General features: G+C 68.8%; 14 protein-coding genes, 1 tRNA gene and 2 pseudogenes. 7 read left to right on the top strand and 10 right to left on the bottom strand.

The window, feature by feature from the left end; genetic code table 11:
- The 3 genes and pseudogenes from ACFVYN_RS34325 to ACFVYN_RS34315 form a co-directional block, all read left to right on the top strand.
- Positions 1-531, top strand: a pseudogene (locus ACFVYN_RS34325) (asparagine synthase); the annotation flags it as partial.
- A 219-nt stretch (positions 532-750) separates the two neighbouring features.
- Positions 751-2,766 carry an amino acid adenylation domain-containing protein gene (locus ACFVYN_RS34320; protein ID WP_390005790.1) on the top strand — a complete coding sequence of 672 codons (2,016 nt, stop codon included), beginning with the start codon at positions 751-753 and terminating at the stop codon, positions 2,764-2,766.
- Between the two features lie 8 nt (positions 2,767-2,774).
- Complete coding sequence (locus ACFVYN_RS34315; protein WP_390005788.1) at positions 2,775-3,020, top strand: phosphopantetheine-binding protein; 246 nt, start codon at positions 2,775-2,777, stop codon at positions 3,018-3,020.
- 145 nt (positions 3,021-3,165) lie between these two features.
- Here ACFVYN_RS34315 and ACFVYN_RS34310 read toward each other — a convergent pair whose 3' ends face one another.
- The 3 genes from ACFVYN_RS34310 to ACFVYN_RS34300 form a co-directional block, all read right to left on the bottom strand.
- Complete coding sequence (locus ACFVYN_RS34310) at positions 3,166-4,161, bottom strand: aldo/keto reductase (protein ID WP_359034133.1); 996 nt, start codon at positions 4,159-4,161, stop codon at positions 3,166-3,168.
- A gap of 270 nt (positions 4,162-4,431) precedes the next feature.
- Positions 4,432-5,577, bottom strand: coding sequence for an MFS transporter (locus tag ACFVYN_RS34305; protein ID WP_390005786.1), 1,146 nt, complete (start codon positions 5,575-5,577; stop codon positions 4,432-4,434).
- A 168-nt stretch (positions 5,578-5,745) separates the two neighbouring features.
- Positions 5,746-7,479 carry a non-ribosomal peptide synthetase gene (locus ACFVYN_RS34300; RefSeq protein ID WP_390005784.1) on the bottom strand — a complete coding sequence of 578 codons (1,734 nt, stop codon included), beginning with the start codon at positions 7,477-7,479 and terminating at the stop codon, positions 5,746-5,748.
- Between the two features lie 380 nt (positions 7,480-7,859).
- Here ACFVYN_RS34300 and ACFVYN_RS34295 point away from each other — a divergent pair, with 380 nt between their 5' ends.
- Positions 7,860-9,131, top strand: coding sequence for a condensation domain-containing protein (locus ACFVYN_RS34295; RefSeq protein ID WP_390005782.1), 1,272 nt, complete (start codon positions 7,860-7,862; stop codon positions 9,129-9,131).
- A 275-nt stretch (positions 9,132-9,406) separates the two neighbouring features.
- Here ACFVYN_RS34295 and ACFVYN_RS34290 read toward each other — a convergent pair whose 3' ends face one another.
- From ACFVYN_RS34290 to ACFVYN_RS34280, 3 genes are all read right to left on the bottom strand, one after another.
- On the bottom strand, positions 9,407-10,642 hold the full coding sequence (locus ACFVYN_RS34290; protein ID WP_390005780.1) for a condensation domain-containing protein: 1,236 nt from the start codon (positions 10,640-10,642) through the stop codon (positions 9,407-9,409).
- Positions 10,643-10,896: 254 nt separating this feature from the next.
- Positions 10,897-11,649, bottom strand: a complete 753-nt coding sequence (locus ACFVYN_RS34285) for a thioesterase II family protein (RefSeq protein ID WP_390005779.1) — start codon at positions 11,647-11,649, stop codon at positions 10,897-10,899.
- A 7-nt stretch (positions 11,650-11,656) separates the two neighbouring features.
- Positions 11,657-14,236, bottom strand: a complete 2,580-nt coding sequence (locus ACFVYN_RS34280; protein WP_390005778.1) for a beta-ketoacyl synthase N-terminal-like domain-containing protein — start codon at positions 14,234-14,236, stop codon at positions 11,657-11,659.
- 629 nt (positions 14,237-14,865) lie between these two features.
- Here ACFVYN_RS34280 and ACFVYN_RS34275 point away from each other — a divergent pair.
- From ACFVYN_RS34275 to ACFVYN_RS34265, 3 genes are read left to right on the top strand one after another with little or no spacing between them, the layout of a single operon-like run.
- Positions 14,866-15,576 carry a thioesterase II family protein gene (locus tag ACFVYN_RS34275; protein ID WP_390005777.1) on the top strand — a complete coding sequence of 237 codons (711 nt, stop codon included), beginning with the start codon at positions 14,866-14,868 and terminating at the stop codon, positions 15,574-15,576.
- Positions 15,567-16,391 carry an SDR family oxidoreductase gene (locus ACFVYN_RS34270; RefSeq protein WP_390005775.1) on the top strand — a complete coding sequence of 275 codons (825 nt, stop codon included), beginning with the start codon at positions 15,567-15,569 and terminating at the stop codon, positions 16,389-16,391. Before ACFVYN_RS34275 ends, ACFVYN_RS34270 begins: the two co-directional genes overlap by 10 nt.
- Before the next feature lie 16 nt (positions 16,392-16,407).
- Positions 16,408-19,152 carry an amino acid adenylation domain-containing protein gene (locus tag ACFVYN_RS34265; protein WP_390005773.1) on the top strand — a complete coding sequence of 915 codons (2,745 nt, stop codon included), beginning with the start codon at positions 16,408-16,410 and terminating at the stop codon, positions 19,150-19,152.
- A 596-nt stretch (positions 19,153-19,748) separates the two neighbouring features.
- On the opposite strand, the gene ACFVYN_RS34260 is transcribed toward ACFVYN_RS34265, so the two are convergent.
- The 4 genes and pseudogenes from ACFVYN_RS34260 to ACFVYN_RS34245 form a co-directional block, all read right to left on the bottom strand.
- Positions 19,749-19,821: transfer RNA gene (locus ACFVYN_RS34260), tRNA-Lys, on the bottom strand.
- 98 nt (positions 19,822-19,919) lie between these two features.
- On the bottom strand, positions 19,920-21,455 hold the full coding sequence (locus ACFVYN_RS34255) for an amino acid permease (protein ID WP_390005772.1): 1,536 nt from the start codon (positions 21,453-21,455) through the stop codon (positions 19,920-19,922).
- 48 nt (positions 21,456-21,503) lie between these two features.
- The gene (locus ACFVYN_RS34250) at positions 21,504-23,618 is read right to left on the bottom strand and encodes an FG-GAP repeat domain-containing protein (protein ID WP_390005771.1); all 2,115 of its coding nucleotides are present in this window, start codon (positions 23,616-23,618) and stop codon (positions 21,504-21,506) included.
- A 182-nt stretch (positions 23,619-23,800) separates the two neighbouring features.
- Positions 23,801-24,235 (bottom strand): annotated as a pseudogene (locus tag ACFVYN_RS34245) (RNA helicase); the annotation flags it as partial.

Genomic DNA, 24,235 nt, shown 5'->3' with positions numbered 1-24,235 from the left:
GAGCCTCGCTCGCTGCGGCCCGATGTTGATCCACTCACCGCTCTGGACGACTTACTGACCGGCGGGATCCGCGATGCCCCAACGGTGACGGGGTGTGTGGGCGTCGAGCTGTGCGGCGGCGCGGACTCCGGGAATGTCGCCTTGGCGATCAAGGCGGCGCGATTTCCTGAGGTGCACAGCTTCGGCTTGCTCGTGGGAGGTAGCACGGGCCTGCAGCAGCGGGAGCGACGTCGGGCGTTCGTGGAGCACTGCGGCGTCAGGGACACACCCATCCCGGCCGTGCAACATCCGCCCTCCTGTCCCAGGGGCGTGCGCGCTCTTCGGAAGCCGCATGATCCGGAAGGTGCCTTCTACCAGGAGGCATTCGACGTCGTACGCGAGCAGGCAGCCACCCGGCGCTGCGAGGTGATCTTCACCGGCAGCGGCGGGGACGAGGTCAACGCCCACCATTCCAGGACGGACGCCGAACTACCGGAGCCGGAACCCGTTCCGTGGCTCGGCCCGAAGGCTGTCCGAGGCCGGCAGAGGTGAACGAACACCTGGCGCCCATCCCTGTTCTGCCCACGACTCTGCGCTCAGTCTCGGTCCTTGCCGGACCGGGCAGTCCCAATCCATTCGCTTTGAGATGTGAGGCTCCTTTTCCGTAGCGGCCTTGCGGGCGAGATGTTGATCTTGCTAACCTCGCGTCGATCTTGTAAGTGAATCGACACATCGTCAATTCTCGCCATTCCGATGATTGAGGTCGCGCGGATGCAGCTGCGCATCGAACTTCGCCCGACGACCGGCGCCTCGGGGGACCGTGCCCTCAGTCCGGCGGAAACGGTCGTGGCTCTGGCAGCGCTGGTCCACCGCTTCTCGGGACACGATCTCAGCGTGCAGGGCCGCTGGTCGCAGGATCTGCTCTTCCCCGCGCCGTTGCTGCTCGACGCCGACCTCATGGCCTGCTCACTGGCGGAGAGCCTCACGCGAGCCGAGCTCCGCCCCCTCGAAGACAGGGCGCCCGACGTCACCGTCACGGTCGACGCGGTGCCGGGCAACGGATCCGAGGCAGTCGTCGAACTGGCTGAACACCTGGCGGTCGATGGTCTGGGCAACTCGGTCGCGAGGGCCGTCCAACACTTTGCCGATGAGATCGCTCGGCTGCCCCACCTTCCTCTGAGCGAAATCAGCACAGTCGCTCCCCATGAGGAGAAACGGTTGCTGGCACTGTCGGGTGATCAGTGGGACGACGCCGCATCGCTTCCTCTCGTGCATCAACTGGTGGAGCGTCAGGCCCTGCTGAGGCCCGATTCCAGCGCCGTGAGCGACGGCACGCGAGAACTCACCTATGCGGAGCTTCATTCCGCTGCCGTCCGCGCCTCACAGCGCCTTCGCGCCGCAGGAATCAGGTCCGGCTCGCTGGTCGGTCTGATGACCGAGCGAAGCCTCGATGCGATCGTCGCGTTGCTCGCCGTGGCGATGGCGGGGGCGGCTTCGGTGCCGCTCGATCCCTCCTACCCGGCAGCACGTTTGCGCATCATGCTGGACGATCCCCGGATCGCTGCCGTGGTCTACAGCGGCGAACCGGTTGTTTCCGCTCCAGCAGGCACTGCCATGCTGCCGCTGGCAGAGCTCACCGACCAGGCCGATCCCGGACCCGCCCCTCGGGATGCCCGACTCGGGCATGCCGAAGCTCCCGAAGACGCGCTCTTCACACTCGTGTTCACCTCGGGCTCCACGGGCGTTCCCAAGGGGGTGGAGATCACGCATCGCGGTGTCGCCCGGCTGGTCACGGACGAACAGTGCACCGGCTTCGCGGCTGATGACGTCGTGCTGCAATACGCGCCGCTGACCTTCGACGCCTGCTTCCTGGAGATCTGGGGAGCACTGGCACGTGGAGCCCGGTTGGAGCTGGCCCCGCCAGGACCGCTGGGGCTTGCTGAACTCGCTGAGGTGATCGAAGAGCGAGGAGTCACCGTCCTCTGGCTCACCTCCGGCCTTTTCCATCAGATCGCCGAGTACGAGGCGGACTGCCTGCGCGGGGTGCGCCGGCTCTTCGTTGGTGGTGACGTCGTATCGCCTCATCACGTCGATCGGGTCGCGCGCATGTGGCCGCACCTGGAACTGGTCAACGGATACGGCCCGACGGAGAACACCACGTTCACCTGCTTTCACCCCATCAACCACGACGGACCGACGGATCTCCACACCAGTGTCCCGATCGGCCGCCCCGTCGCCCGGACCGGCGTGCATGTGCTGGACCGGTACGGGCAGCTGGTGCCGCCGGGAGTCCCCGGCGAACTGTGGGTCTCGGGCGAGGGCCTGGCCCGCGGTTACGCGCTGCGTCCGGACCTGACGGCGGAGCGCTTCGTGACTCCGCAGGAGGGGCCGCTGCGCGGAGTACGGATGTACCGGACCGGAGATCGCGTCAGGTTCCTCGCCGACGGTGCCCTGGAATTCCTGGGACGCACCGACTTGCAGGTCAAGGTCAACGGGTTCCGCATCGAGTTGCCGGAGATCGAGTCGGCTCTGCTCGCCTGCGACGGGGTCCGCCAGGCGTGTGTGATCGTGGAACAGGACGCCGTCGGCGGAAAGCGGCTGGCTTCCTATGTGGTTGCCGAGGACACGGACGGGCGGTTGGGGCTGGAGCTGCGAAAGGCCCTGCGCGCGCAATTGCCGCACTACATGGTGCCGACTCGTTACACGGTGCTCGACGAGTTGCCGCTGACCCACAACGGCAAGGTCGACCGTGCTCGCCTCGCCGCCACTCCATCGAACAAGGACTGAAATCACCCATGACCACCCCCGCCACCGGTGTTCACGAAGCAGTCGTCGCGATCTGGACGGAGATCCTGGGTACCGAGGTGACCCCGGACGCGGATTTCTTCCTCCTCGGAGGGCACTCTCTGCTGGCAACGCGGATGATCGCACGCGTCGAACAGACTCTGGGTGTGAAGGTACGGCTGCGCGACGTGTTCGATCACGCGGAGCTCGATGATTTCGTCGCGCTGGTGACCGACCTGGCCGCGGCCCAGCCGTAAATCGTCAGAACGGCTCAGCGGTCGTTCTCTCATGCTTCGTCACGCGATATCGCGAGGCATGGAGAACGACCGCATCCCCTGTTCCGGAGGGAACGGCACTCACCAGGTCGGGGAACCTGTCATGACACGAGGCCGGACGTCGGCCTCAGTGCTGGCCCGGCAGCGAGGTGATCGGGTGCCCGGCGACGTTGTGCGGCTGGTACAGCTCTTCGAGGTAGCTGATCTCTTCGTCCTCCAGCACCACGTCCAACGCGTCGATGGCGTCCTGGAGATGACTCATCTTGCTCGCACCGACAATGGGTGAGGTCACCGTCGGCTTCGACAGCATCCACGCCAGCGCCATCTGCGCCATCGGCACGCCACGCTTGTCGGACAGTTGCTCCAGCCGTTCGACGATCTCGCGATCGCTGTCGCAGTAGAGCATCTTGCCGAACTCGTCGGTCTCGCTGCGGGCGCTGACGACGTCCCACGGGCGGGCGAGCCGCCCCCGCGCCAGCGGGCTCCACGGTATGACGCCGATGCCCTGGTCGGCGCAGAGGGGCAGCATCTCCCGCTCTTCCTCGCGGTAGATCAGGTTGTAGTGGTTCTGCATGGTGCTGAAGCGGGTCCAGCCGTTCGCGTCGGCGACGTACTGGGCCTTGGAGAACTCCCAGGCCCACATCGACGACGCGCCGATGTGCAGTGCCTTGCCGGCCTTCACCACATCGTGCAGGGCCTCCATCGTGACCTCGATCGGCGTCGCCGGGTCCCACCGGTGGATCTGGTAGACGTCGACGTAGTCGGTGCCGAGCCGGCGAAGGCTGTTGTCGATCTCCGTCATGATCGCCTTGCGGGAGAGCCCCACACCGTTGGGTCCCGGCCGCGTCCGCCCGTGAACCTTCGTCGCCAGCACGACCTCATCGCGGTGACCGTATTCGCGCAGGATCTGCCCGACAATCTGCTCGCTGGACCCCGCGGAGTACACATTGGCGGTGTCCACGAAGTTCACGCCGGACTCCAGGGCGTGCAGCATCAAAGGCCGCGCCTGGTCCAGGTCCAAAGTCCAATTGTGGACCCCTTTGCCCGGTGTGCCGAAGCTCAGGGCCCCCAGGCAGATCCGCGACACGTCTATGCCGGTCGAGCCCAGCTTGACGTACTTCAAGATGCTTCCCCTTGATCGGTTCAGAATCAGAACAAACACGCTGTGCCTGCAAAGGATATTGCGCCTTTGCAAGCATGATCAGCTTACGTGATCAGAGCGTCAGAATGCAGTGGCAAATCGATCCGCAGAACACTGACTAAACGCAGCAGAATGGGTTTTGAAGCCCTCTTGGTATAGTTTTGCGCACCCGCACGATTGAACGGGAAAAAGGCAGGCAATCGACCGATGCCATGAAATCACGCTCAAATCCAACCCGGTGGTGGCGGTGCCTCAGCCCTGGGCTGCCGCCGGTCCTCGCACACGGGACGCGGTCACCGCCACCAGCAGGCCCAGAAGGATGCAGGCCGCGCAGACGAGGAACATCGCCCGGTACCCGGCGGCCTGGGCGATCAGCCCGAGGGAACCGCTGCCGATGGCGACCCCCACCGTGAAGCAGGCGCCGAAGACCGACAGCGCCATGGCGCGCCCGCGCTCGCTGACCGAGCGCACCACGAACACCCCCAGCGCCGGGTAGATCTGCCACATGCCCACGCCGGTGAGCACACCGCCGACCACACCCATGGCCAGCCCGTGCGACAGCCCGACGAGCGCGATCCCCACCGCCTCGACCACGAACAGGGCCGCCAGTTCCACCGGCCGCGTGACCTCCCAGCGGATCCACGTACCCGCTATGCGCAACACCACCACGGTCAGGGAGTACGCGGTGACCACGGCCGCTCCGCCGGCGACACCCAGGGCGTCGAACTTCGCGACCGCGAAACTGGCGACCGCCGCGAAGCCGAACGCGGTGAAGACCAGTGCGACGCTCGGCAGCACGGTGCCCAGGAGCGCCTGGCGCCGATCGACGTCAGCCTTCTCCGTCTTCGGAGGGATACGTACTTCGGGGACGTACACGGCGATCGGGATGACGATCAGGGTGACCAGCCCGGCGATCACGAACGTCTCCGCCGTGCCGGTCCAGCCGGCGAGCAGAGTGCCCAGCGGAGCGCCCAGCCCCAGGGCCAGGTAGTTGACCGTACCGCCCAGCCCCAACGCCCAGTTCTGCCGGTCCTTGGCGACCAGCTGCACCGGCCAGACCCCGGTCGCGGCCTGCATCACTCCCATACCGACACCCACCACCAGGCGCAGGACCACCAGTTGGCCGATCGACCCGGCCAGCGGGTAGCACACCGTGGCCAGCGCCGTCAGCACCGCGCCGCCGATGGAAAGGGCCCGGGTACCGAGACGGTTCATCAGACCGCCCGACACGGGCCGCGACAGCAGCGAGGTCACCGCGTAACTGCTGACGACCGCACCGACGTCCGCCGGACCGCCGTGCAGCCGGTCCGTCACGTGACCGGGCAGGATCGGAATCGTCAGGGCGAACGGCAGATAACCGATCCCCGTGGCCAGCGAGATCAGCAGTGCGTACCGCATGGACCTCTTGTCAGTGGTCTCGGCGGCCTCGGAACCCAGCTCAGTCGGCACAGAAACTCTCTCTCCGGCCCAGGCACGGACCGGGAACGGAGCACCCGCTCACCGCCCGTGCCTCGACCCCGAACCCAGACGTACAACCGGCAGCCCACCGCGCCCCCGAGGACACCATCACCCGGCGGCCGGGGAGACGATCTCCGTGACCGCCTCGGTGAACTCGCCCAGGGTCGTCTTCTCGAACATGATCCGCGGGGGTATGCGGTGGCCCAGCGCCTTGCGGATCCGGCCTGCCGCCTGCACTGCGAGCAGCGAATGCCCGCCGCGCTCGAAGAAGTCGTCGTCTTCCCGCAGTTCGATACCGCCCAGAAGCTCGGACCACACCCGTACGACCACCTCCCGCACCGGGTCCGAGGCAGGCACCGGGTCAGCGGCAGGCACCGGGTCCGCGGCGGGCGAGGCGTGCAGGGCGCGCAGGGCCGCGAGATCCACCTTGCCCCGTTCGGTCATCGGCAACCGGTCCACGAACGTGATGACGTTGGGCACCATGTGGCCAGGCAGCCTGGCGCGCAGATACTCGTGGATCTCATCGGCCGACCGCGGGCCGGCCTCGGCCACCACATACCCGGCCAGGGCCTGCTCCTGCGGCAGGACCACGCAGTCCACGACGTGCGGATGCGCGCGCAGAGCCGACTGCACCTCGCCGATCTCCACCCGGTGCCCGTTGATCTGAACCTGCTCGTCATCCCGGCCCAGGAACTCGAACACGCCCGCGGCATTCTTCAGGACACGGTCTCCGGAGCGGAACACCCTGCCCAGGTCCGGCAGCCGGGGGAAACGTTCCGCCGTCAGCGCGGCATCGCCCAGGTAGCCGCGTGCCACGCACGTGCCGCCGATCAGCAGCTCGCCGTCCGGCGAAACATGCAGCTCGGCCCCGGTGACACCCAGGCCGATCGGCACATCCGGCCCGGTGTCCGTGCCGGCGTCGAACTCGTGGTACGTGACCGCCACGGCGGCCTCGGTCGGCCCGTACCGGTTGAACACCCGTACCGCGGGCAGCAGTTCGGCGACCCGGCGTGCCGTTGACGTCGGCAGCCGGTCCCCGCCGCTGATCAGGTACCGCAGGCTGCGGGCTTCCGTCAGGCGCGGCTCGTCGAGCAGCAACGGCAGAATCGCCGGGGGGAGCCGGACCGCGGTGATCTCCTGCTCGACCAGCGCGGTGGCGATGGCGAGCGGGTCCAGATGGTCGCCCTCGGCAACCGAGACCACCGTGGCACCCGCCCGGAGCGGCCAGAAGAAGTCGGTCAGCGAGGCGTCGAACGTGTAGGGCGCCACCTGCAACAGCCGGTCACCCGGCCCGAGCGGTAGCCGCTCGGCGAGCCAGTCCAGATGCGGCGTCAGGTTGCGGTGTTCGACGACCACGCCCTTGGGCGCGCCGGACGAGCCCGAGGTGTAGATGACGTAAGCGGGATCCTCCGGGGAGCCGGCCACGGCCGGTCCGTGCTCCCCGTCCCCGTCCCCGTCCCCGTCCCCGTCCACGCCGAGTGTGCGGACACCGTCGTGCCGTAACCGGGCCGCGGTCGCGTCGTGCACCAGCACCGCGGCCGGCGCGCAGTCCGTCAGTATCCGTGCCAGCCGAGGAGCGGGTTCCGCCAGACTCAGCGGCACGAACGCCGCGCCGGCCCGCAGCGCACCCAGCATCGCGACAGCCATGTCGGCCCCGCGTTCGAGGAACAGCGCGACCCGCTCACCAGGGCCCGCGCCCGCTTCGGCCAGCCGTCTCGCCAGCCGCCCCGACCGCTCCTCCAGCTCCTGGTAGGTCAGCGACGTGCCGTCACTGTCGAGCCAGGCCGTAGCCGCCTGCGCTCCACCGAGAACCTGGGCGTGCAACAAACCCTCGTCCGACATGCTCATCCCCCGCGGGTGGATCACTCAAAGTAGATCAGTCAAAGACGCTCGATCGGATCACAGCCGGAGAGACCTAGTCAATAAACGATCATCAAAAGCTCCTGCTGGACGGTCGTCGGCGGCCTTCGTTTCGCACACAACAACGCCCTGCTCACAGCCGAGTTGTAACATGATCACAGGTTCGGGGGGATCCCCTGATCGCGCAGGGTTGCACCGCCGCCGAGAACGTCTGTCCGGGGCCGCGTGCCCTTGCGGACCGGCCTGCGGACAGGGTGTCTGCGCAGGCATCTCACGCCGCGAAATGAGGAGAAGCCGCGCTCATGGACTCCGTGTCGAGGATGTCGCCGCCCGATGCCGCCACCACAGATGCGCCCCTGGCCATGTCCGCTTTCCAACGGCGCATCTGGCTCGCCGAGTTGATCGATCCTGACGTGCGCAACCACGTGCCGCTCGCCTGGGAGGTGGCGGGCCGCCTGGACCCCGGTCGGCTGCGCGCCGCGCTGGGCCGGCTGGTGGCCGCGCACGAGATACTCCGCACCCGTTTCATCGAAGACGACGACGGGCTGTCGGTGCGGCTGCGTGAACCGTGGCTGCCGGAGCTGGAGGTACTCGACCTGCGCGAGGCTCCCGACGGCATGATGGACTGGCTGGACGCCTGCGTCCGCCGGCCGTTCGACCTCGAATCCGGACAACTGCTGCGCGCCGCCCTCGGCGAGCTGGGCGACGATCGGCAGGTGCTGCTGCTGTGCCTGCATCACCTGGTCATCGACGGAGAGTCGGTCCCCCTCCTGCTCGCGGAACTCGACCGCCACTACACCACGCCGGACAGGCCGCGACCGGTCGTCCAGTACCGGGAGTTCGCCGCCTTCCAGGAGCGTCAGCGTGATACCGACGCCTGGAACACCGACCTGCTGTACTGGGAGTCCACGCTGCGCGGAGCGTCCCCGGACACACCACTGCCCGTACCGGAGCGACCGGAGCCGAACGGGGCGTTCCAGGTCCCGCTGCCCGCAGGGCTGCTGGACTCGCTTCAGAAAGTGCAGTCCGAGCACCGCGTCAGCTGGTTCATGGTGGCCGCCACCGCCCTGGCGGTGACCCTGCACCGGTGGGCCGCCCTGGATGACGTCACCTTCGGTGCCCCGACGGCGAACCGGGACGAGCCCCCGTTCGCCGAACTGCTCGGTCCGTGCCTGAACACCGTGGTGCTGCGCTCCCGGGTGACCTCGGACAGCACGCTGCTGGACGCGTTGATGCAGATGCGCGACCAGGCCCTGGACGCGCTGGAACACCAGAGCGTCGAGTTCGACGATGTGGTCGCCCGGCTGAAGCCGCCCCGGCGCTTCGGACGCACCCCCTACACCAACGTCACGTTGAACATGAACCTGCTGGACGACCACGCCGCCGATCTGGACGGCACGCGGCTGACACCGGTTCTGGACGACTCGCTGCGCAGCAACTACGCCAAGTTCGGCCTGACCGTGACGATGGCGCAACGAGACGGCCGACTGATCGCGCTGATGGCCTACCGCGGAGACCAGCTCAGCGCCTCTCACGCCCAGGAACTGGCCGCCGAGTTCGCCGACGTGGTGACCCGCTTCCCGCAGGCCCTGAACGAGCCGGTCATGTCCCCCGGAACGGGCCGACGCCGGTGAGACGACGGACCGTGACGTGGGTCATCGCGCGGGAGGACGGGGAGACCCGGCGGTGCGCGTAGTCGCGCGCTGAGGTTCCCGGGCTGTGTGAGAGGCGCTGCTCGTTTCATTGCTCACCTCGCGGGACGCGAGGGCGTGTTCCAGAGGGGCAGGAGCCCTCGCCGGTGGAGATCGTCGTCAGGCCGGTGCCCCGCAGCCGCTCCGGCGCATCAGGCTTTCGTCCCGCTTGCGGCCCACACCGTCACCGCCACTCCGAAGCCCCCTGGCCGAACTCCTCAGCGCGCTTCCTGGCCGCTGTCCGCAAGGGATTCGCGCAGTGCGTCGGCGAGCGCGGTCGCGGCGGCACCGGGCACGATCGCGGGATCGTGGTCGATGCGCAGCGACAACTCCTCACCGTCGTGGAGGGCCGAAACGACCACTGGCTCGTGGGCCCTGTGGCCCGACACATAGAGGAACCGGCCGGGCTCGCCCTCCAGTATCGGCGCCGGGCGGCGTGTGCGGTCGATGAGGGTGAGCACGAGATCGAGGTGGCCGGTCCACGGCGCCTGGCACGCCCTGGCCGCCCGGACGACTTCGTCGAACGGGGTGTCGATGAATTCGAGGTCCTCCAGCCAGCTCTCGCGGATGCCGTCGTGCTGCGGGTGGGCCAGCACGGTGTTGATGAAGCACCCGACCACGCCCGCCCCGTCCTGGCTGCCCCAGGTATAGGCGACCGGTGCGGCTCCCGCCGTCCGGGCGAGCGCCTCGCGGCAGCCGGCCAGCACCGCCGGGAACGGCCGGAGCGCGGCCTGTCCCGACAACGTGACGTGCTGCCAGACCGAGGCGCTGGGGCCGGGTTCGTACGTGCCCGTGCCCCACAGGCCGGGCCCCGCGTCGCGTACCCGCGCTGTCCAGTGTTCCAGCGCCTCCGGCCCGCTGGCCTCGTGCTCCTTGTCCAGCTGTTGCTCCACCGCTTCGCGGTAGCGACGAAGTGCGGTGGCGGACCCGGACTCCGGCTCGTGTGCCGGGCTGTGGTAGGCAGACATCAGCCCGTCCAGCACCAGCCCGGTGGACTCACCGTCGCAGATCAGGTGGTCGAAGCCGATGGCCAACAGATCCCGCCGCTCGTCCCTGGCCAGCAGCACCCGGAACGAGCCCAGCCCGGTGGGCCAATGCTCCAGGGCGGCCCACAGAGCGCGCTCGGTGTCCGGGGCTGCGATCTCCCGCACGATCGGGGAGTCGGGAAGGGGGTCTATCCGCAGTACCGGCACCCCTCCGGCGGTGTCCGCGGCCCCGCGCAGGGCCGGATGCCTCAGCAGGACCGATCGCGCTGCCTGCTCCAGGCGGTGGGCCGACAGCAAGCCGGGCGGGAATTCCAGGAATACCGGCAGGATCTGCGCCTGGCCGTGCGGGTCGGTGGACCTGGAGTGGTGGAACCTCCGCTGCGCGCCGGTCAGCGGCATCAGCTCGTCGACTCCGTTGTGGACGTTCGCGTAGTGCTTGAGGTAGGTCCTGGTGATGTTGCGGTGCACAGCATGCCTCCACTGTGTTCTGTTTCCACGCCGGTTTGTTGTCCGCCACGAAGAGGGGCCGCCGGCGTCGTGCCGAAAACGATCCAGCTCGGGCAGGTCGACGTGCCTGCCCGAGCTGGATCGCGGTGAATGCCCATGGCCGGGGCTGTCGTTGCGGGAACGACCGCCGTTCATGGGCGTTTGCAGCGGCTCCCGGCCCCTGCTGGGCCTCTCATCGGTTCATGACTCGCTCGGCTCGCGTCAGATCGGACGGTTCAGATCGGACGGCTCGGACCGGACGGCTCGGACCGGACGGCTCGGATCAGATCGGACCGGACCGTGTCGGTGAGCAGTCCGACCAGGCCCTCGGTGTCCTGCCGTGTGTGGAAGTGACCTCCTGGCCGCACGGACGACGCGAAGCCTCCGTCGGTCTGGTCGCGCCATCCCGCCGTCCACGCCTCGCCGTTCGGCTCCGCGTCACCGACGATGGCGGTGATGGGACTGCGCAGCCGGGGGCCAGGCACGTACTCGTAGGTTTCCAGTACCTGGAGATCGGCGCGGTAGCAGGCCAGCGCGGCGGTGAGCAGTTCCTTGTCGGACATGGTTGCCGCGGGCAGCGGGCCCCAGTTCCGTTCGATCTCGGCATGCAGCTCGGCGTCGTCGAGCAGGTGCAGCGACTGGGACCTGGTGAGCTGTGGCGGGGCCGGACACGACGAGACGAAGAGCCGCAGTGGCTTCGGTTGCAGGGCCCGGGCCACCTCGAACGCGACCAGCGCGCCCAGGCTGTGTCCGAACAGGGCGAACGGCGGGGTGAACTCCACCTGCGCGAGGATCTCGCCGACCAGTTCCGGCATCGAGGTCAGCGCCGGTTGCTTGAGGTCGTGGGCCCTGCCAGGTGGCTGGATGGCCGCCAGGCGCAAGCCCTGGGTGTGTGCCACCCACCGCGCGTACTCCCCGCCCGCCCCGCCTGCGTGCGGGAAGCAGTACAGGGTGGCGACGGAGGCGTGCGGTGCCGGGCGTGTGATCACACGTATGTCAGTCACGAGGCGCCGCCGGGACGTCGCGCATCTGCTCTTCGATCAGTGCGGTGAGTTCGCGCACCGACGGCGCGAGGTACATCGCGCGGATTTCCATTTCCACCGGCAGCAGTTGCTCGAGCTGGCCCAGCAGCTCGTGCGCGACCAGCGAGTCCCCGCCGAGGTCGAAGAAGCTCTCGTCCGGGTCGACGCTGGGCAGGCCGAGCATCTGGCCGAACAGCCTGGACACCGTCTGTTCGGTGTCCACCACGGCGTCCGCAGTGGGTTCGGCGTTCGCGGTGGGTGCGGTGGGCGCCGACGGCTGTGCTGTGGGCCCGGCCTCCAGCAGGTAGCGCTGCCGCTGGAACGGGTAGCTGGGCAGGGTCACCCTGCGCGGCTGCTCCGCGTGGACCAGCGCCCAGTCGACCGGCAGCCCGACGAGCCAGAGTTCGCCCAGTGCGGCCAGCGGGTCGGTGACCGTGATGGCGACGTGGTCCGGCGTCCACTGCGGCTGCTCGCGCAGCCGTGCGGGAAGCCGCGAGTCGCCGATCTCCAGGAACACTCGGCCCGGAGTGTCCAGAGCGTCCTGGAGCTGGGCGTCGCTGCTGTCCGGGGTCAGGGTGAGATCCGGCTTCAGGCCGAGCTCCGTCCAGCGCTGTACCTCTTGCCAGGAGGCCGTCTCGGACACCAGCAGGGCCACGGCCCGTCCGTCCCGGGCGTGGTCACCGGAGATCAGCCGGCCGGGCTCGTTCCCGCCGAGCACCCGCAGCGCGTCCTGCGTGTCCCGCACCACCGCGTAGCGGCGGTAGCCGTGCAGCCGTCGGCCGACTTGCAGCGTCCACGCCACATCCCGCAGGTCGGATTCGGGGTGGTCGGCCAGATGGCCGGCGATACGTTCCGTCAGTTCGTCCAGGGCGGCCGGAGTGTGGGCGGACAGCACCAGTACCTGGTCCTGCGTGCTGTGTTCCCGGGCCTGCGGCGCCGGCGGCTGCTCCAGCACGACGTGCGCGTTGCCGCCGCCCAGGCCGCGCGCGGTGACGCCCGCCCGGCGCGGCAGCCCGGCAGGCTCCCACGGCGTGGGTTCGGTCACGACGGCGAACGGGCCCGCCGCGAAGTCGATGTCCGGGTTCGGTTCGCTGTAGTTCAGGCTCGGCGGAATGACCCCGTGTTCCACGGCGAGCACCGCCTTGATGAACCCGGCGATGCCGGCGGCGGCATCGGTGTGCCCGATGTTGGCCTTGACCGAGCCGAGCAGGCACGGCTGCTCACGTGGCTCCCCGTCGGCGAAGGCGTGGTTCAGCCCGGCGATCTCGATCGGGTCCCCCACCCGGGTGCCGGTGCCGTGTGCCTCGACGTAGGTGATGGAGGAAGGCGTCACCCCCGCCACCTGCTGGGCGGCCTTGATCACCTCGACCTGCCCGCGCACTCCGGGGGCGGTGAACCCGGCACGGTCCCTGCCGTCGTTGTTGACCGCGGAACCGCGCAGGACGGCGTGGATGTGGTCACCGTCGGCGATGGCCTCGGACAGCCGTTTGAGCAGGACCATGCCGCACCCCTGGCCACCGATCACGCCGTCGGCGGCCGCGTCGAACGGGCTGCACGTGCCGCTGGGTGAGGTGATTCCGCCGACCCGGTAGTTGTCCAGCGCGGCGGGCAGCCGTACCGAGGTACCGCCGGCCAGTGCCAGGTCGCATTCCCCGGACAGCAGGGCCCGGGCGGCGAAGTGCACGGCGTACAGCGAGGTCGCGCAGGCCGCCTGCACATTGGTCGTCGGTCCCCGCAGACCGAGCTTGTAAGCGACGCGGCTGGCCAGGTAGTCGCTGGTGGTGCCGGTCAGGATGTCCCAGTTGGTGATCGTGGCGTCTTCCTGCTGCCTGGCCCGCATCGTCTCCGTGTAGGTGGACAGGCTGGACCCGGCGTAAATGCCGATCAGGCCGGGGAATCGGTCCGGGTCGTAACCGGCGCCCTCGATCGCCTCCAGCGAGCACTCCAGCAGGATCCGGTGCTGGGGGTCGATGAGCAGGGCCTCACGCGGGGTGTATCCGAAGTAACTCGCGTCGAACCACTCCGGTGTCTTCAGCAGTCCGCCCGCCGGGACGTATTCCTTCGTACTGCCGCCGGGAGTGACGAAGCTCTTCTTGGGGAAACGGCTGATACTGTCCACGCCGGACACGAGGTTGTCCCAGAACTGGTCGGGGTCCTCCGCGTCCGCGAAACGGCAGGCCAGTCCGATGACGGCGATGTCCGTGTCACGCCAGTCGGCCTCTGGGCCGGCAGAGGTCGCCGCCTCGGCCTTCTCCGGCTTCTCCGGCTTCTCCGGCTTCTCCGGGGCGTTCGCGACCGGTTCCTGCGCCGGTGTCGATCCGTCGAGGAAGGCGGCGCACGACCGGATCGTGGAGTAGATGAAAAGCTGCGGCAGAGTCGGCCGGATACCGAGACGCTCCTCGATCTGTGCACGCACCATCTGCATGAGCATCGAGTATCCGCCGACTTCGAAGAAGTTGTCGGTCACTCCGACGTCGTCTATCTCGAGGACGTCGCACCAGATCTCGGCGAGAATTCGCTCGGTCTCGGTCGCTGCGGGCTGACGGGCGCTCACCGGATCACATCCTGGCGTCGTCCGTTTTCATGGTCAGCGAATATCGCCCGGCATGAAGCAGCTATCAAACCGCTCAGTCTCATGTTCCCCGTCAACTTTCTCGATCAGCAAGCATGGTGATCCACAACGCCAGCGACTATAACGACGCCGACTCCCCGGTTACAAGATCACCTTCGCTGGTGCGGGCGCCACCCGTCAAACGTCTGACGCCGGGTCAAATCCTAGCCCAGGCACGCCTCCACGGTAGGTCGGGGCGGTGGCGGGGTCACGGAGGGACGGGCAGGACCGGCAGTCGGCCTTTGTCTGTTTTTGGTGCGGAGTTCGATCCATAAGGGCATAAGTGTTTTCTCGTGGCCGGTGTCGGACGAAACCGCTCGGAACAGCACTGCCGGCTCCGGCTCAGCGAGGACACAGGGGCGCCCGCGCAGGCTGACCGTGCCGGGTCCGTGCTGTCGCCAACTAGGCTACGCGGCAAGGATGTTCACCAATCAATCAAGCAATGCTCATGCCCCGGCCCCCCTCTCGGGCACCGTGCACCCGTGACAACACCGCCCGCTCCAAGGCAAGATCAACTACCGCGACTCCTGGGTTACACTCCCCGTCGTCAACGATGAGAAAGTTGGGGGACCGTGGTTACACAGCAGCTCTTTCTCGCCTGTCTGCCTTTCGCCGGCGGTGGCGCCGCCTTCTTCCGGGAATGGGAAAAGAGAGACATACCCAAAGTCACGGTACTTCCGGTCCAGCTACCGGGCCGCGAGGAACGATTTCTGGACGAACCTTTCACCAATGTTTCCGACGCAGTTGCCGAACTGACGCCTAAGATCGTCTCCGCCGCCGGAGAAGGGGCGGCCATCGCACTGTTCGGGCACAGCCTCGGCGCAGTGCTCGCCTACGAGATCGCCAGGGAACTGGAGCGGACGGGCCACCCCGGGCTGCGCCACCTGTTCGTCAGTGGATCACCGGCGCCGCACGACGGACGGACCGAACGGGCGACCGGCCTGCCCGACGAGGAGTTCCTGGCCGGGGTGCAGCGGTTCGCCGGCTACCGGCACGAGGCGTTCGACGATCCCGACATGGTCGAGGTCCTGCTCCCGATCCTGCGCGCCGACGTGGAGATGCACGAGAACTACCGGGCGACCGGCACGGAGCCGCTCTCGGTGCCGGTCACCGCGCTGCGCGGCGAGCACGACGAACTCGTCTCCCGGGCGCAGGCCGAGCAATGGGCCGAGGTGACGCGGGGGCCGTTCACCTACCAGGAACTGCCCGGTGGCCACATGTACCTGGTCGACGAGGCCGAGCGGGTGCTGCGGACGGTAGCCGGGAGCCCGGCATGCGACTGACCGGCAAGACCGTGATCATCACCGGCGCGGCCCGCGGCCTGGGCCGGGCCTGCGCGCTCAGGTTCGCCGACGAGGGAGCCGACCTGCTGCTGCTGGACATCACGCAGGACCTGGCCGGCGTGCCCTACCCGCTCGGATCCGCCGGCCAGTTGGAACACACCGCGGATCAGTGCCGGCGCGCGGGCGCCGCGACCGTGACGGCCGCCGTCGACGTACGCGACGCCCAGCAGTGCGCGCTGGCGGTCGAGCAGGCGCTGGACCGGTTCGGCACGGTGGACGTGTTGGTCAACAACGCCGGAATCGCCTCGCCCTCCGGGAAGATCGCCCACGACATCACCGAGGAGGAGTGGTCGCTCATGCTCGACATCGACCTCTCCGGCGCCTGGCGGATGATGAAGGCGGTCGCACCGGTGATGGTCCAGCGCAGGTCCGGCAGCATCATCAATGTGTCCTCGACCGCGGGCACGGTCGGATACCGGCATTTCGCGAGCTATGTCGCCGCCAAGCACGGGCTGATCGGACTGACCAAGGCCGCGGCCTTGGACTACGCCCCGATGCGGGTTCGGGTGAACGCCCTGTGCCCCGGCTCAGTCCGCGACGAGCCGGTGATGGAGGGGCGGATGCTCGCCGAGATCGCCCGGTCGCTGGAGGTCTCGGTCGCCGAGCACGAGCAGATCTTCGTACGGGACCAGCCGATGAACGCGCTGATCGAACCGTCCGACATCGCGAACGCGGCGCTGTGGCTCGCGGAGGACGACTCCCGCCAGGTCACTGGCAGCGTGCTGACCGTGGACGGCGGCTTCACGTCCCGATGACCAGGAGGTCCCAACCGTGACGACACCGACGATCGATGAACTGGCCGCTGGATGTCACAGCCTTGTCCTGCGGCTGCCCGGCACAGCCGATCCGCAGCGCCTGCTGTCCGAGGCGCTGCCCGATCCGGTCCAGGTCTGGCAGACCCCGGTGCCGGCCGGCGCCGACGAGCCGGCCGGCCAGGACCGCAGGCGTGCCGAGTCCCTGCGGCCGATCCACCAGGACGGCCCTCCCCTGCGGGCCGTGGCCCTGAACTACCTTGACGGAACGACGGACCTGGTTCTGGTGGCGGTCCGCGCGGTGATCCCGTCGACCGCGCTGCGGCGGATCGCCCGGCTGCTGCTGGACGGGTCAGGCGACGCCGTACCGGCGTGGTCCGCCGCCCCCCGGCCCGGCCTCGCGCACCGCGGACGCCTCGACTGGGGTCTGGGCGATCCGGACCTGCGCGGGGTCGCCGGCCGGGTGCAGATCGACCTCACCGGGCAGGGTGAATCGTTCCTGCTGCCGGCGATCGCCCTGGCCGTGAGCCGGTACAGCGGGGAGGACCGGACGGAACTGGGCGTGCTGGACCTGAGCGACGGCACAGCCGAACGCATCAGCGCCTACCCGCTGGACGAGCCTGCGCAGGCTTCGGTCGCGGACTTCCTGCACCGCTTCGACCAGGCACCGGTCACCCCCCACGAGCCGCCGCGGGCCGGGGTCGTCCTGAGCCCGGCGTTCGAGGAGGAGAGCTATACGGCCTGCCTGGCGCCGGTCTTCCCGCTCACCGTCCAGCTCGACCCCGGTTCGGCACGCGCGACCTGCCACTTCGACCAGGGCATGGTGGACGCCTCCATCGCGCGGCAGTTCAGCGCACACGTGGCCCACCTGGCCGGGCAACTGGCGAACAGCGCGGCGCAGCGGCCGCTGTCCGAACTGGAACTGCTGTCGCAAGCCGAACGGGCGGCAGTCCTGCGGGCGGGCGAAGCAGGCGACGGCGCCCCCGCGCGGGGGCGGATCGACCGCGCCTTCGAAGAGGTGGCCGCCAAGCAGCCGCAGGCGGTGGCCCTGCTGGCCGGCGAGGAGCAGCTGACCTACCGGCAGCTGGACGAGCGGGCGGACGCGGTGGCCGCGGGCCTGCGCGCACTGGACATCCCACCGGGCAGCCGGATCGGTGTCTGCCTGGAACGGGACGCCGACCTGGTGGTCACTCTGCTCGGCGTGCTCAAGGCGGACTGCGCGTATGTGCCGATGGATCCGCGCTACCCGCAGCAGCGCCTGAGCTTCACCGTCCGTGACGCGGACGTGCCCGTCATCATCACCTCCGCACCGGACTTCCCCGAGGTCCCCGGGATCCGGCTGCTGTCGCCGGCCGAACTGACCGGGCTCGCAGCAGACCGGACGGCGGCCGGGGCACGGACCGACGACGACGGCGAGAACCCCGCCTATGTGATCTACACCTCCGGTTCGACCGGCACGCCCAAGGGCGTGGTGGTGCCGCACCGCAACGTGCTGGCGCTGCTGCACGCCACCACCGGGGATTTCGCCCTGGGCCCCGACGACACCTGGACCCTGTTCCATTCCAGCGCCTTCGACTTCTCCGTCTGGGAGATCTGGGGGTGCCTGCTCACCGGCGGACGCCTGGTCGTGGTGCCCTACTGGACCACCCGCGACACCGAGGAGTTCTACGCCCTGCTGGCCGGGCAGCGCGTCACCGTGCTCAACCAGACGCCGTCCGCGTTCGCGCAGCTCATCCGCACCGACCGACGCGTCCGCGGGGACCTGGCCCTGCGCCTGGTCGTCTTCGGCGGCGAACCGCTGGACGTGCGCATGCTGGCGCCCTGGTTCACCCGGCATCCGGCATCCGACTGCCGAGTGGTCAACATGTTCGGCATCACCGAGACCACCGTGCACGTCACCGCCCAGACGATCACCCCGCGCGATGTCGTCACCGGCTCACGGTCGGTCGGCCGCCCGATACCGGGGTGGACGGTGTCCATACGCGACGGACAGGGACGGGTCCTGCCACCCGGCCCCTCCGGCGAGATCTACGTCGGCGGCGCCGGGGTGGCCGGCGAATACCTCGGCCGACCCGAACTGACCCGGCAACGGTTCATCCTCGACGAAGCCACCGGCGAACGGATCTACCGCAGCGGTGACAAGGGCAGGCTGCACCCCGACGGGCGCCTGGACCACCTGGGCCGGCTCGACAACCAGGTCAAGATCCGCGGACACCGCATCGAACTCGACGAGATCCGCACCGTGCTGCTGGACGCACCCCATGTGACCGCAGCAGCCGTCGTCGTCAACCGCGACCATCCCGACGACCCCGCCAGCAGCAGGATCGACGCCTACGTCGTCCTGGAGGGTGCCGCCGATCGCGCACACGTATTCGCGCACGCCAAAACCACACTCCCCGACTACATGACGCCCGCGACGATCACCCAGGTCACCGAAATCCCGCTGACCATCAACGGGAAACCCGACACCACTCAACTGCCCGACCCGCGTACCGTGCCGGCGGAGCCGCTCGACGCCCCGAAGCCCGCCACCGGTACCGTCGCCGACACCGTCCTGGGCATCTGGAGCAAGCACCTCAACACCCCGGTGAACCTCCAGGACAACTTCTTCACCCTCGGCGGCAACTCACTCCTTGTCACCCGAGTTCTCGCCGAGATGCGGGACCAGAACCTACCCAAGATCTCACCCAGGCAGTTCTACAGCCACTCCACCGCAGCACAGTTCATCGGACTCGTCCAACAACTCAGCGGAGCCGACGACTGAGGTCCTTCAAGGTGGTCACTGATCGGGTGACGACATAGCCGCCCGCAACAGACGAGGCTCCTGTGCCGTGGAGGGATGTTCGACGTCTCGACTCAGCCGGCCCAGGAGCCTTGTCGGTTTCCCGTCCTGCCGCACTCGACCTGCCCCATGCCCTCATCGCTCCGGTGCACCTGCGCAGGCACGGGTCCCTCGCACAGATCGCTGCCGAGTACGACCGGCACGGAGTGAACGTGCAGGTGGCCTACGAGTCCGAGCCGAAAACGGACGGCAGCGCCTGGCAGGACACGGGCAAGGTCTTCACCGAGGAGGACGGCTCCCGGCTTCACCCGGAGACGGTCTCGGAGACCTTCCGGCGCATCCTCGCCACGACCGACCTGCCGCCTGTCACCCTGCGGGACCTGCGTCACGTGGCCGCGACGCTCACGAGCCGGACCGTGAGATCGCCGACTCGGTCCCGGCCGATCCGCAGGACACAGGCACATCCGCTCACGCATCGCTCACGCAAGTGCCGGAAAACGAAGCAGCGCCCGAGTCGACCGAGGCCGACCCGAGCGCTGCGCAGCAGGTCAGAGGGGTTAGCCCCCGCCTACAACTCGTAGGCCCTGTGGGACTCGAACCCACAACCAATGGATTAAAAGTCCACTGCTCTGCCAATTGAGCTAAGGGCCCAGGCGATGTTGCCTCCCCGAGCATAGCCGGACGTGGCCGTGTCTCCGATCGGGTATCGGGGACACGGCCACGTCGAGGCGGCGGAACGGGGCGGAAGATCAGGGATCGACCGGTTCGGGGGCGTTCGCGCGGGCCGCCTCGCGGGCCTTGGTGCGCTCGTGCTCGGGGTTGAGGAACCAGTGCCGGGCCGAGGCCGCCCACCAGGTCCAGGCGAAGCCGAGGACGGCCAGGACCGCGATCGGGGCGTAGTTGAAGGTCTCCCACGTGACCGGGGAGACCTGCGGGAGCATGAAGAGGACCGTGATGATGGCGACCCACGCCACCGAGACCACGCCGATCGCACGCGACCAGCGGCCCAGGTGCCACGGTCCGCGCTGGAACGCCTCACCCTTGCGCAGCCGCAGCAGCGTCGGGATGACGTAGGCGATGTACAGGCCGATCACCGCGACGGACGTCACCGCCGCATAGGCCGTGTAGTTGATCAGGTACGGCAGCCCGAGCACCAGCGCCCCCGCCGCCGCCAGCCACACCGCCGCCACCGGGGTCCGGGTGCGGGGGCTCACCGTGTGCCAGATGTGCGAGAACGGCAGCGCGCCGTCGCGTGAGAAGGCGTAGATCATGCGGCTGTTGGCGGTCACCGAGGCCATTCCGCAGAACAGCTGGGCGCCGATGACCACGAGCAGCAGAAGCTTTCCCGTCGTGGCGCCGAGCGCGTCGAGGAGGATCTGGGCCGGCGGCGCGCCGGTCGGGGAGTTCAGGGCGCCGTCGTAGGACTGGATCGCGAAGGTGAAGCCCAGGAGCAGGACGAAGCCGGCTATCCACGACGTCCAGATCGACTGGACGATGCCCTTCGGGCCCGCCGTCGACGCGTCGTGCGTCTCCTCGGTCATATGGGCCGAGGCGTCGTAGCCGGTGAAGGTGTACTGGGCCATCAGAAGGCCGAGCAGGACCACGTAGAAGCCGCTGCCCCAGCCCGTCTTGTTGACGAACTCGCCGAAGACGAAGGACGCCGACTGGTGGTGGTCCGGGACGAAGGTGAGGGCTCCGACGATCACCGCCACGCCGACCACGTGCCACCACACGCTCACGCTGTTCAGCAGGGCGACGATCCGCACGCCGAACGTGTTCAGCAGGCCGTGCAGGATCAGGATCGCCGCGAACAGCAGCACGGTCCGGCCGGGCGTCACCTTGAAGTCGAACTGCAGGTTCAGATAGGCGCCGAGGAAGGACGCGGCACCGAAGTCGATGCCCGCCGTCACCGCCACCTGGCCGAGCACGTTGAACCAGCCCGTGAACCACGCCCAGGCCGCCGCGGTCCGGGGCGGCGCCAGGCGGTGGGCCCAGAAGTACAGGCCCGCGGAGGTCGGGTACGCCGAACAGATCTCGGCCATCGCCAGTCCGACGAACAGCGTCATCAGGCCCACGCCGACCCAGCCCCAGGTGATCACGGCCGGGCCGCCCGTGTTCATGCCGAAGAGGTAGAGGGTCAGACAGCCCGACAGGACCGAGATGATCGTGAAGGAGACCGCGTAGTTGGAGAACGCCGACATGCGGCGGGCGAGGACCTGCGTGTAGCCGAGCTGGGCAAGCCGTTCTTCGTCGGAGAGCCCACTCACTCTGTCGTCATCTGTCATGCCCCCAGCGATTCCCTCACCGGGGGCGTGACATGCATCATAACTTGGCTAGAAAATGCCCTTGTAGCCCTGCCACCCGGTGGCGATCTTCACCCGCGCCCCGAACGACCCCTTGCCGTTGCCGTCGTTGCGGTACAGATTGCCGCCGGTGTCCCGGGAGACCAGGTCGTTCTTCCCGTCCCCGGTGATGTCCCCGACGCCGACCACGGTGTTGTACGAGGTTCCCCAGTTGGAGAAGACCTTCACCCGCTCCTTGACCTGGCCGGTGCCGGTGCCGTCGTAACGCCACAGCGTCCCGGCCCTGTCCTGCACCAGGACGTCACCGAAGCCGTCGCCGTTGAGGTCACCGGCGCCGACGATCTTCTTGTACGTCGCCCAGCTGCGGATCTTCACCCCCGGCTTGAGCTTGCTGGCCCCGTCGTTGGCGAAGAGATAGACGTCCCCGGTGGAGGCCTTGCGGGCCAGCAGATCCGTACGCCCGTCACCGGTCAGGTCGCCGGGCGCGGTGAGGACGTTGTACGCGTTCCAGCCGGTGCCGAGGGAGGTGTGGCTGTTCGACGGGCCGTACGATCCCCCGCACATGCCCGCGTAGCGGCGCAGCTCGCCGTTCGGCATCCGGACCAGCATCTCGGCGCAGCGGTCCTTGTCCATGTCGTCGAAGGGAACGGCGACGGTCCCGGCGGGCCAGCCGGACGCGCTGTCCTTGAAGTCGAAGGTGCCCTTGCCCTTGGTGTACTGGAGCGTCAGGGCACCCGAGGAGTTGAGGGTGACGAGCTCGCCGTAGCTGTAGCCGCCCTGGTCGTGATGGCCCTGGCGGCCGCCGGTGAGCCCGAACTTCCCGGTCGTCGTGTACGTGCCCGCGCCGTCCGCGGCGGTGGCGGTCAGCGTCCAGGTCTTCGGGCCGTTGTACGCGTACGCGCCCGAGTCCGTCTTCCCGTCCCAGGCCAGGTCGATCGCCGTACCGCTGCCCCTGAGGGTGCGGTCGGTGCGGCCCTGAGCGTCCTTCACCGTGAAGGTCCAGTCGGCGGGCTTGTTCAGCTGCCAGACGCTGTTCCAGGTCACGTTGCCGCCGTAGCGGCCGGCGGCGTCGAAGTCGCCGTCGTCCAGGTCCGCCTCGATCTTCGCGAGCGGCTGCGCGGGCACTCCGCTCGGCACGATCCGGATCGCGTGGTCCGTACCGACGTAGGCGACGCCCCCGCCGAACTTGTCCACGCTCCAGGTCAGTCGCCGCTGGTCGGCGGTGTTCCCGGCCGGCAGGTCGGCGATCCCGCGAGCGGCGGCGGCCGTACCGGAGTGGAAGTCGGTGAGCATGAGCTTCCCGGCGCTCCGGTCGTGCCGGACGAGGTAGCCGTCACCGACGAGGGCGGGGCCGGAGGGCACGGTGATGTTCTTTTTCGCCGTACGGTCGTACACGCCCGCGGCGCTCGTGGGACCGCAGTTCCAGTAGATCCAGCGGCCGACGACCTGGAGCTCCTTGACCGTGCAGGGGGCTCCGGTGGAGACGGTCGCGACGGTCTTCTTCGACTCCAGGTCGTACTGGGTGACGACGCCGTTGCCCGAGCCCGGCGTCCACAGCGCCGAGCCCCAGACGGAGGCGGCGGTGACCGAGCGGGTCAGACGGACGTCCTGGTCGCGGTACCGGTTGGCGGCGTCGACGTACTGCTTGTCGGTGGAGGCCGCGTTGTAGACGAAGTAGCGGCCGGTGGCGTCCACGAACCGGCCGCCGGTGACGGCCGGTTCCGTCCCGTGGTAGTTGTTCCGCGTCAGCCAGACCTGGGCGCGCTCCTTGCCGTACTCGTCGACCTGGAAGTAGCCGACGCTCTGGTTGCCGGTGGAGCGCAGTGGCACGCAGTCGCCCGCGTCGCACGGCACTCGTTGGAGGTGGGTGCCGTCGGCGAAGTCGCCGGCGTATCCGCGGGTGTCCTGTTCCAGCACGGTGGAGCCGTCGGGTGAGAGCTGCCGGCCGACCACGTACTGCAGGCCGCTTGGCCGGTATTCGACGCTGGTCAGATAGCCGGCGGCGTAGTCGATGCCCCACACGCCGTCCGTGGCGATCGGTGTAGGGGTGGTGTCCGCGGCGGCCTGGCCCGCGGTCGTCAGGGTGCCGGCGCTCAGCGCGGCCAGCGAGACAAGAGTGAGTGCGATCCGGGCACGCCGGGTCAAGGGTCCCTCCCCAGGGAAGTCAGAAAAGGCGCGACGGCAGGCCTTGTCTTCCCCCTCGGCCACACTCCGTCACGCGATCAACGGATGTTAACAACTGCCGCCCAGGGTTCGGTAGTCGAATAGGGATACGAACAGGGCCCGCACGACCGAAGTCGTACGGGCCCTCCTCAGCTCACGCTGTGTCAGCCGTTGCGCTTCCAGCGCGGCTTGTCGTCACGGCGGCCGAAGGACCCCGTGCCGGTGCCGGTGCCGGTGGTGCGGTGGTCGTCGCGACGGCCGGTCGGGCGGTCGTGGCCGCCGGAGCGGAAACCTCCGCCGGTGGGGCGGTCGCCCTGACGGTCGCGGTTGAAGGGACGGTCGCTGCCACGGTGGGTGGACGGACGCTCGTCACGGCGGTCACGGTTGAAGCCACCGCCGGTGGGGCGGTCGTCGCGGCGGAAGCCGCCCGAGGGACGCTCGTCACGACGGTCACGGTTGAACCCGCCGCTGGGGCGGTCGTCACGACGGTCGCGGTTGAAGCCACCCGAAGGGCGGTCGTCACGACGGTCACGGTTGAAGCCACCGGTGGGGCGGTCGTCGCGGCGGAAGCCGCCCGAGGGACGCTCGTCACGACGGTC

The organism is Streptomyces sp. NPDC058307 (genome assembly GCF_042880295.1).
Classification (GTDB): Bacteria; Actinomycetota; Actinomycetes; order Streptomycetales; family Streptomycetaceae; genus Streptomyces.
This window is presented reverse-complemented; position numbering and strand designations above follow the sequence as displayed.

Bases quoted from the DNA above. Each gene is read 5' to 3' on its own strand.
- ACFVYN_RS34255 (WP_390005772.1), bottom strand. From the start codon at position 21,455: ATGACAGATGACGACAGAGTGAGTGGGCTCTCCGACGAAGAACGGCTT.
- ACFVYN_RS34315 (WP_390005788.1), top strand. From the start codon at position 2,775: ATGACCACCCCCGCCACCGGTGTTCACGAAGCAGTCGTCGCGATCTGG.
- ACFVYN_RS34300 (WP_390005784.1), bottom strand. From the start codon at position 7,479: ATGTCGGACGAGGGTTTGTTGCACGCCCAGGTTCTCGGTGGAGCGCAG.
- ACFVYN_RS34270 (WP_390005775.1), top strand. From the start codon at position 15,567: ATGCGACTGACCGGCAAGACCGTGATCATCACCGGCGCGGCCCGCGGC.
- ACFVYN_RS34295 (WP_390005782.1), top strand. From the start codon at position 7,860: ATGTCCGCTTTCCAACGGCGCATCTGGCTCGCCGAGTTGATCGATCCT.
- ACFVYN_RS34320 (WP_390005790.1), top strand. From the start codon at position 751: ATGCAGCTGCGCATCGAACTTCGCCCGACGACCGGCGCCTCGGGGGAC.
- ACFVYN_RS34305 (WP_390005786.1), bottom strand. From the start codon at position 5,577: ATGCGGTACGCACTGCTGATCTCGCTGGCCACGGGGATCGGTTATCTG.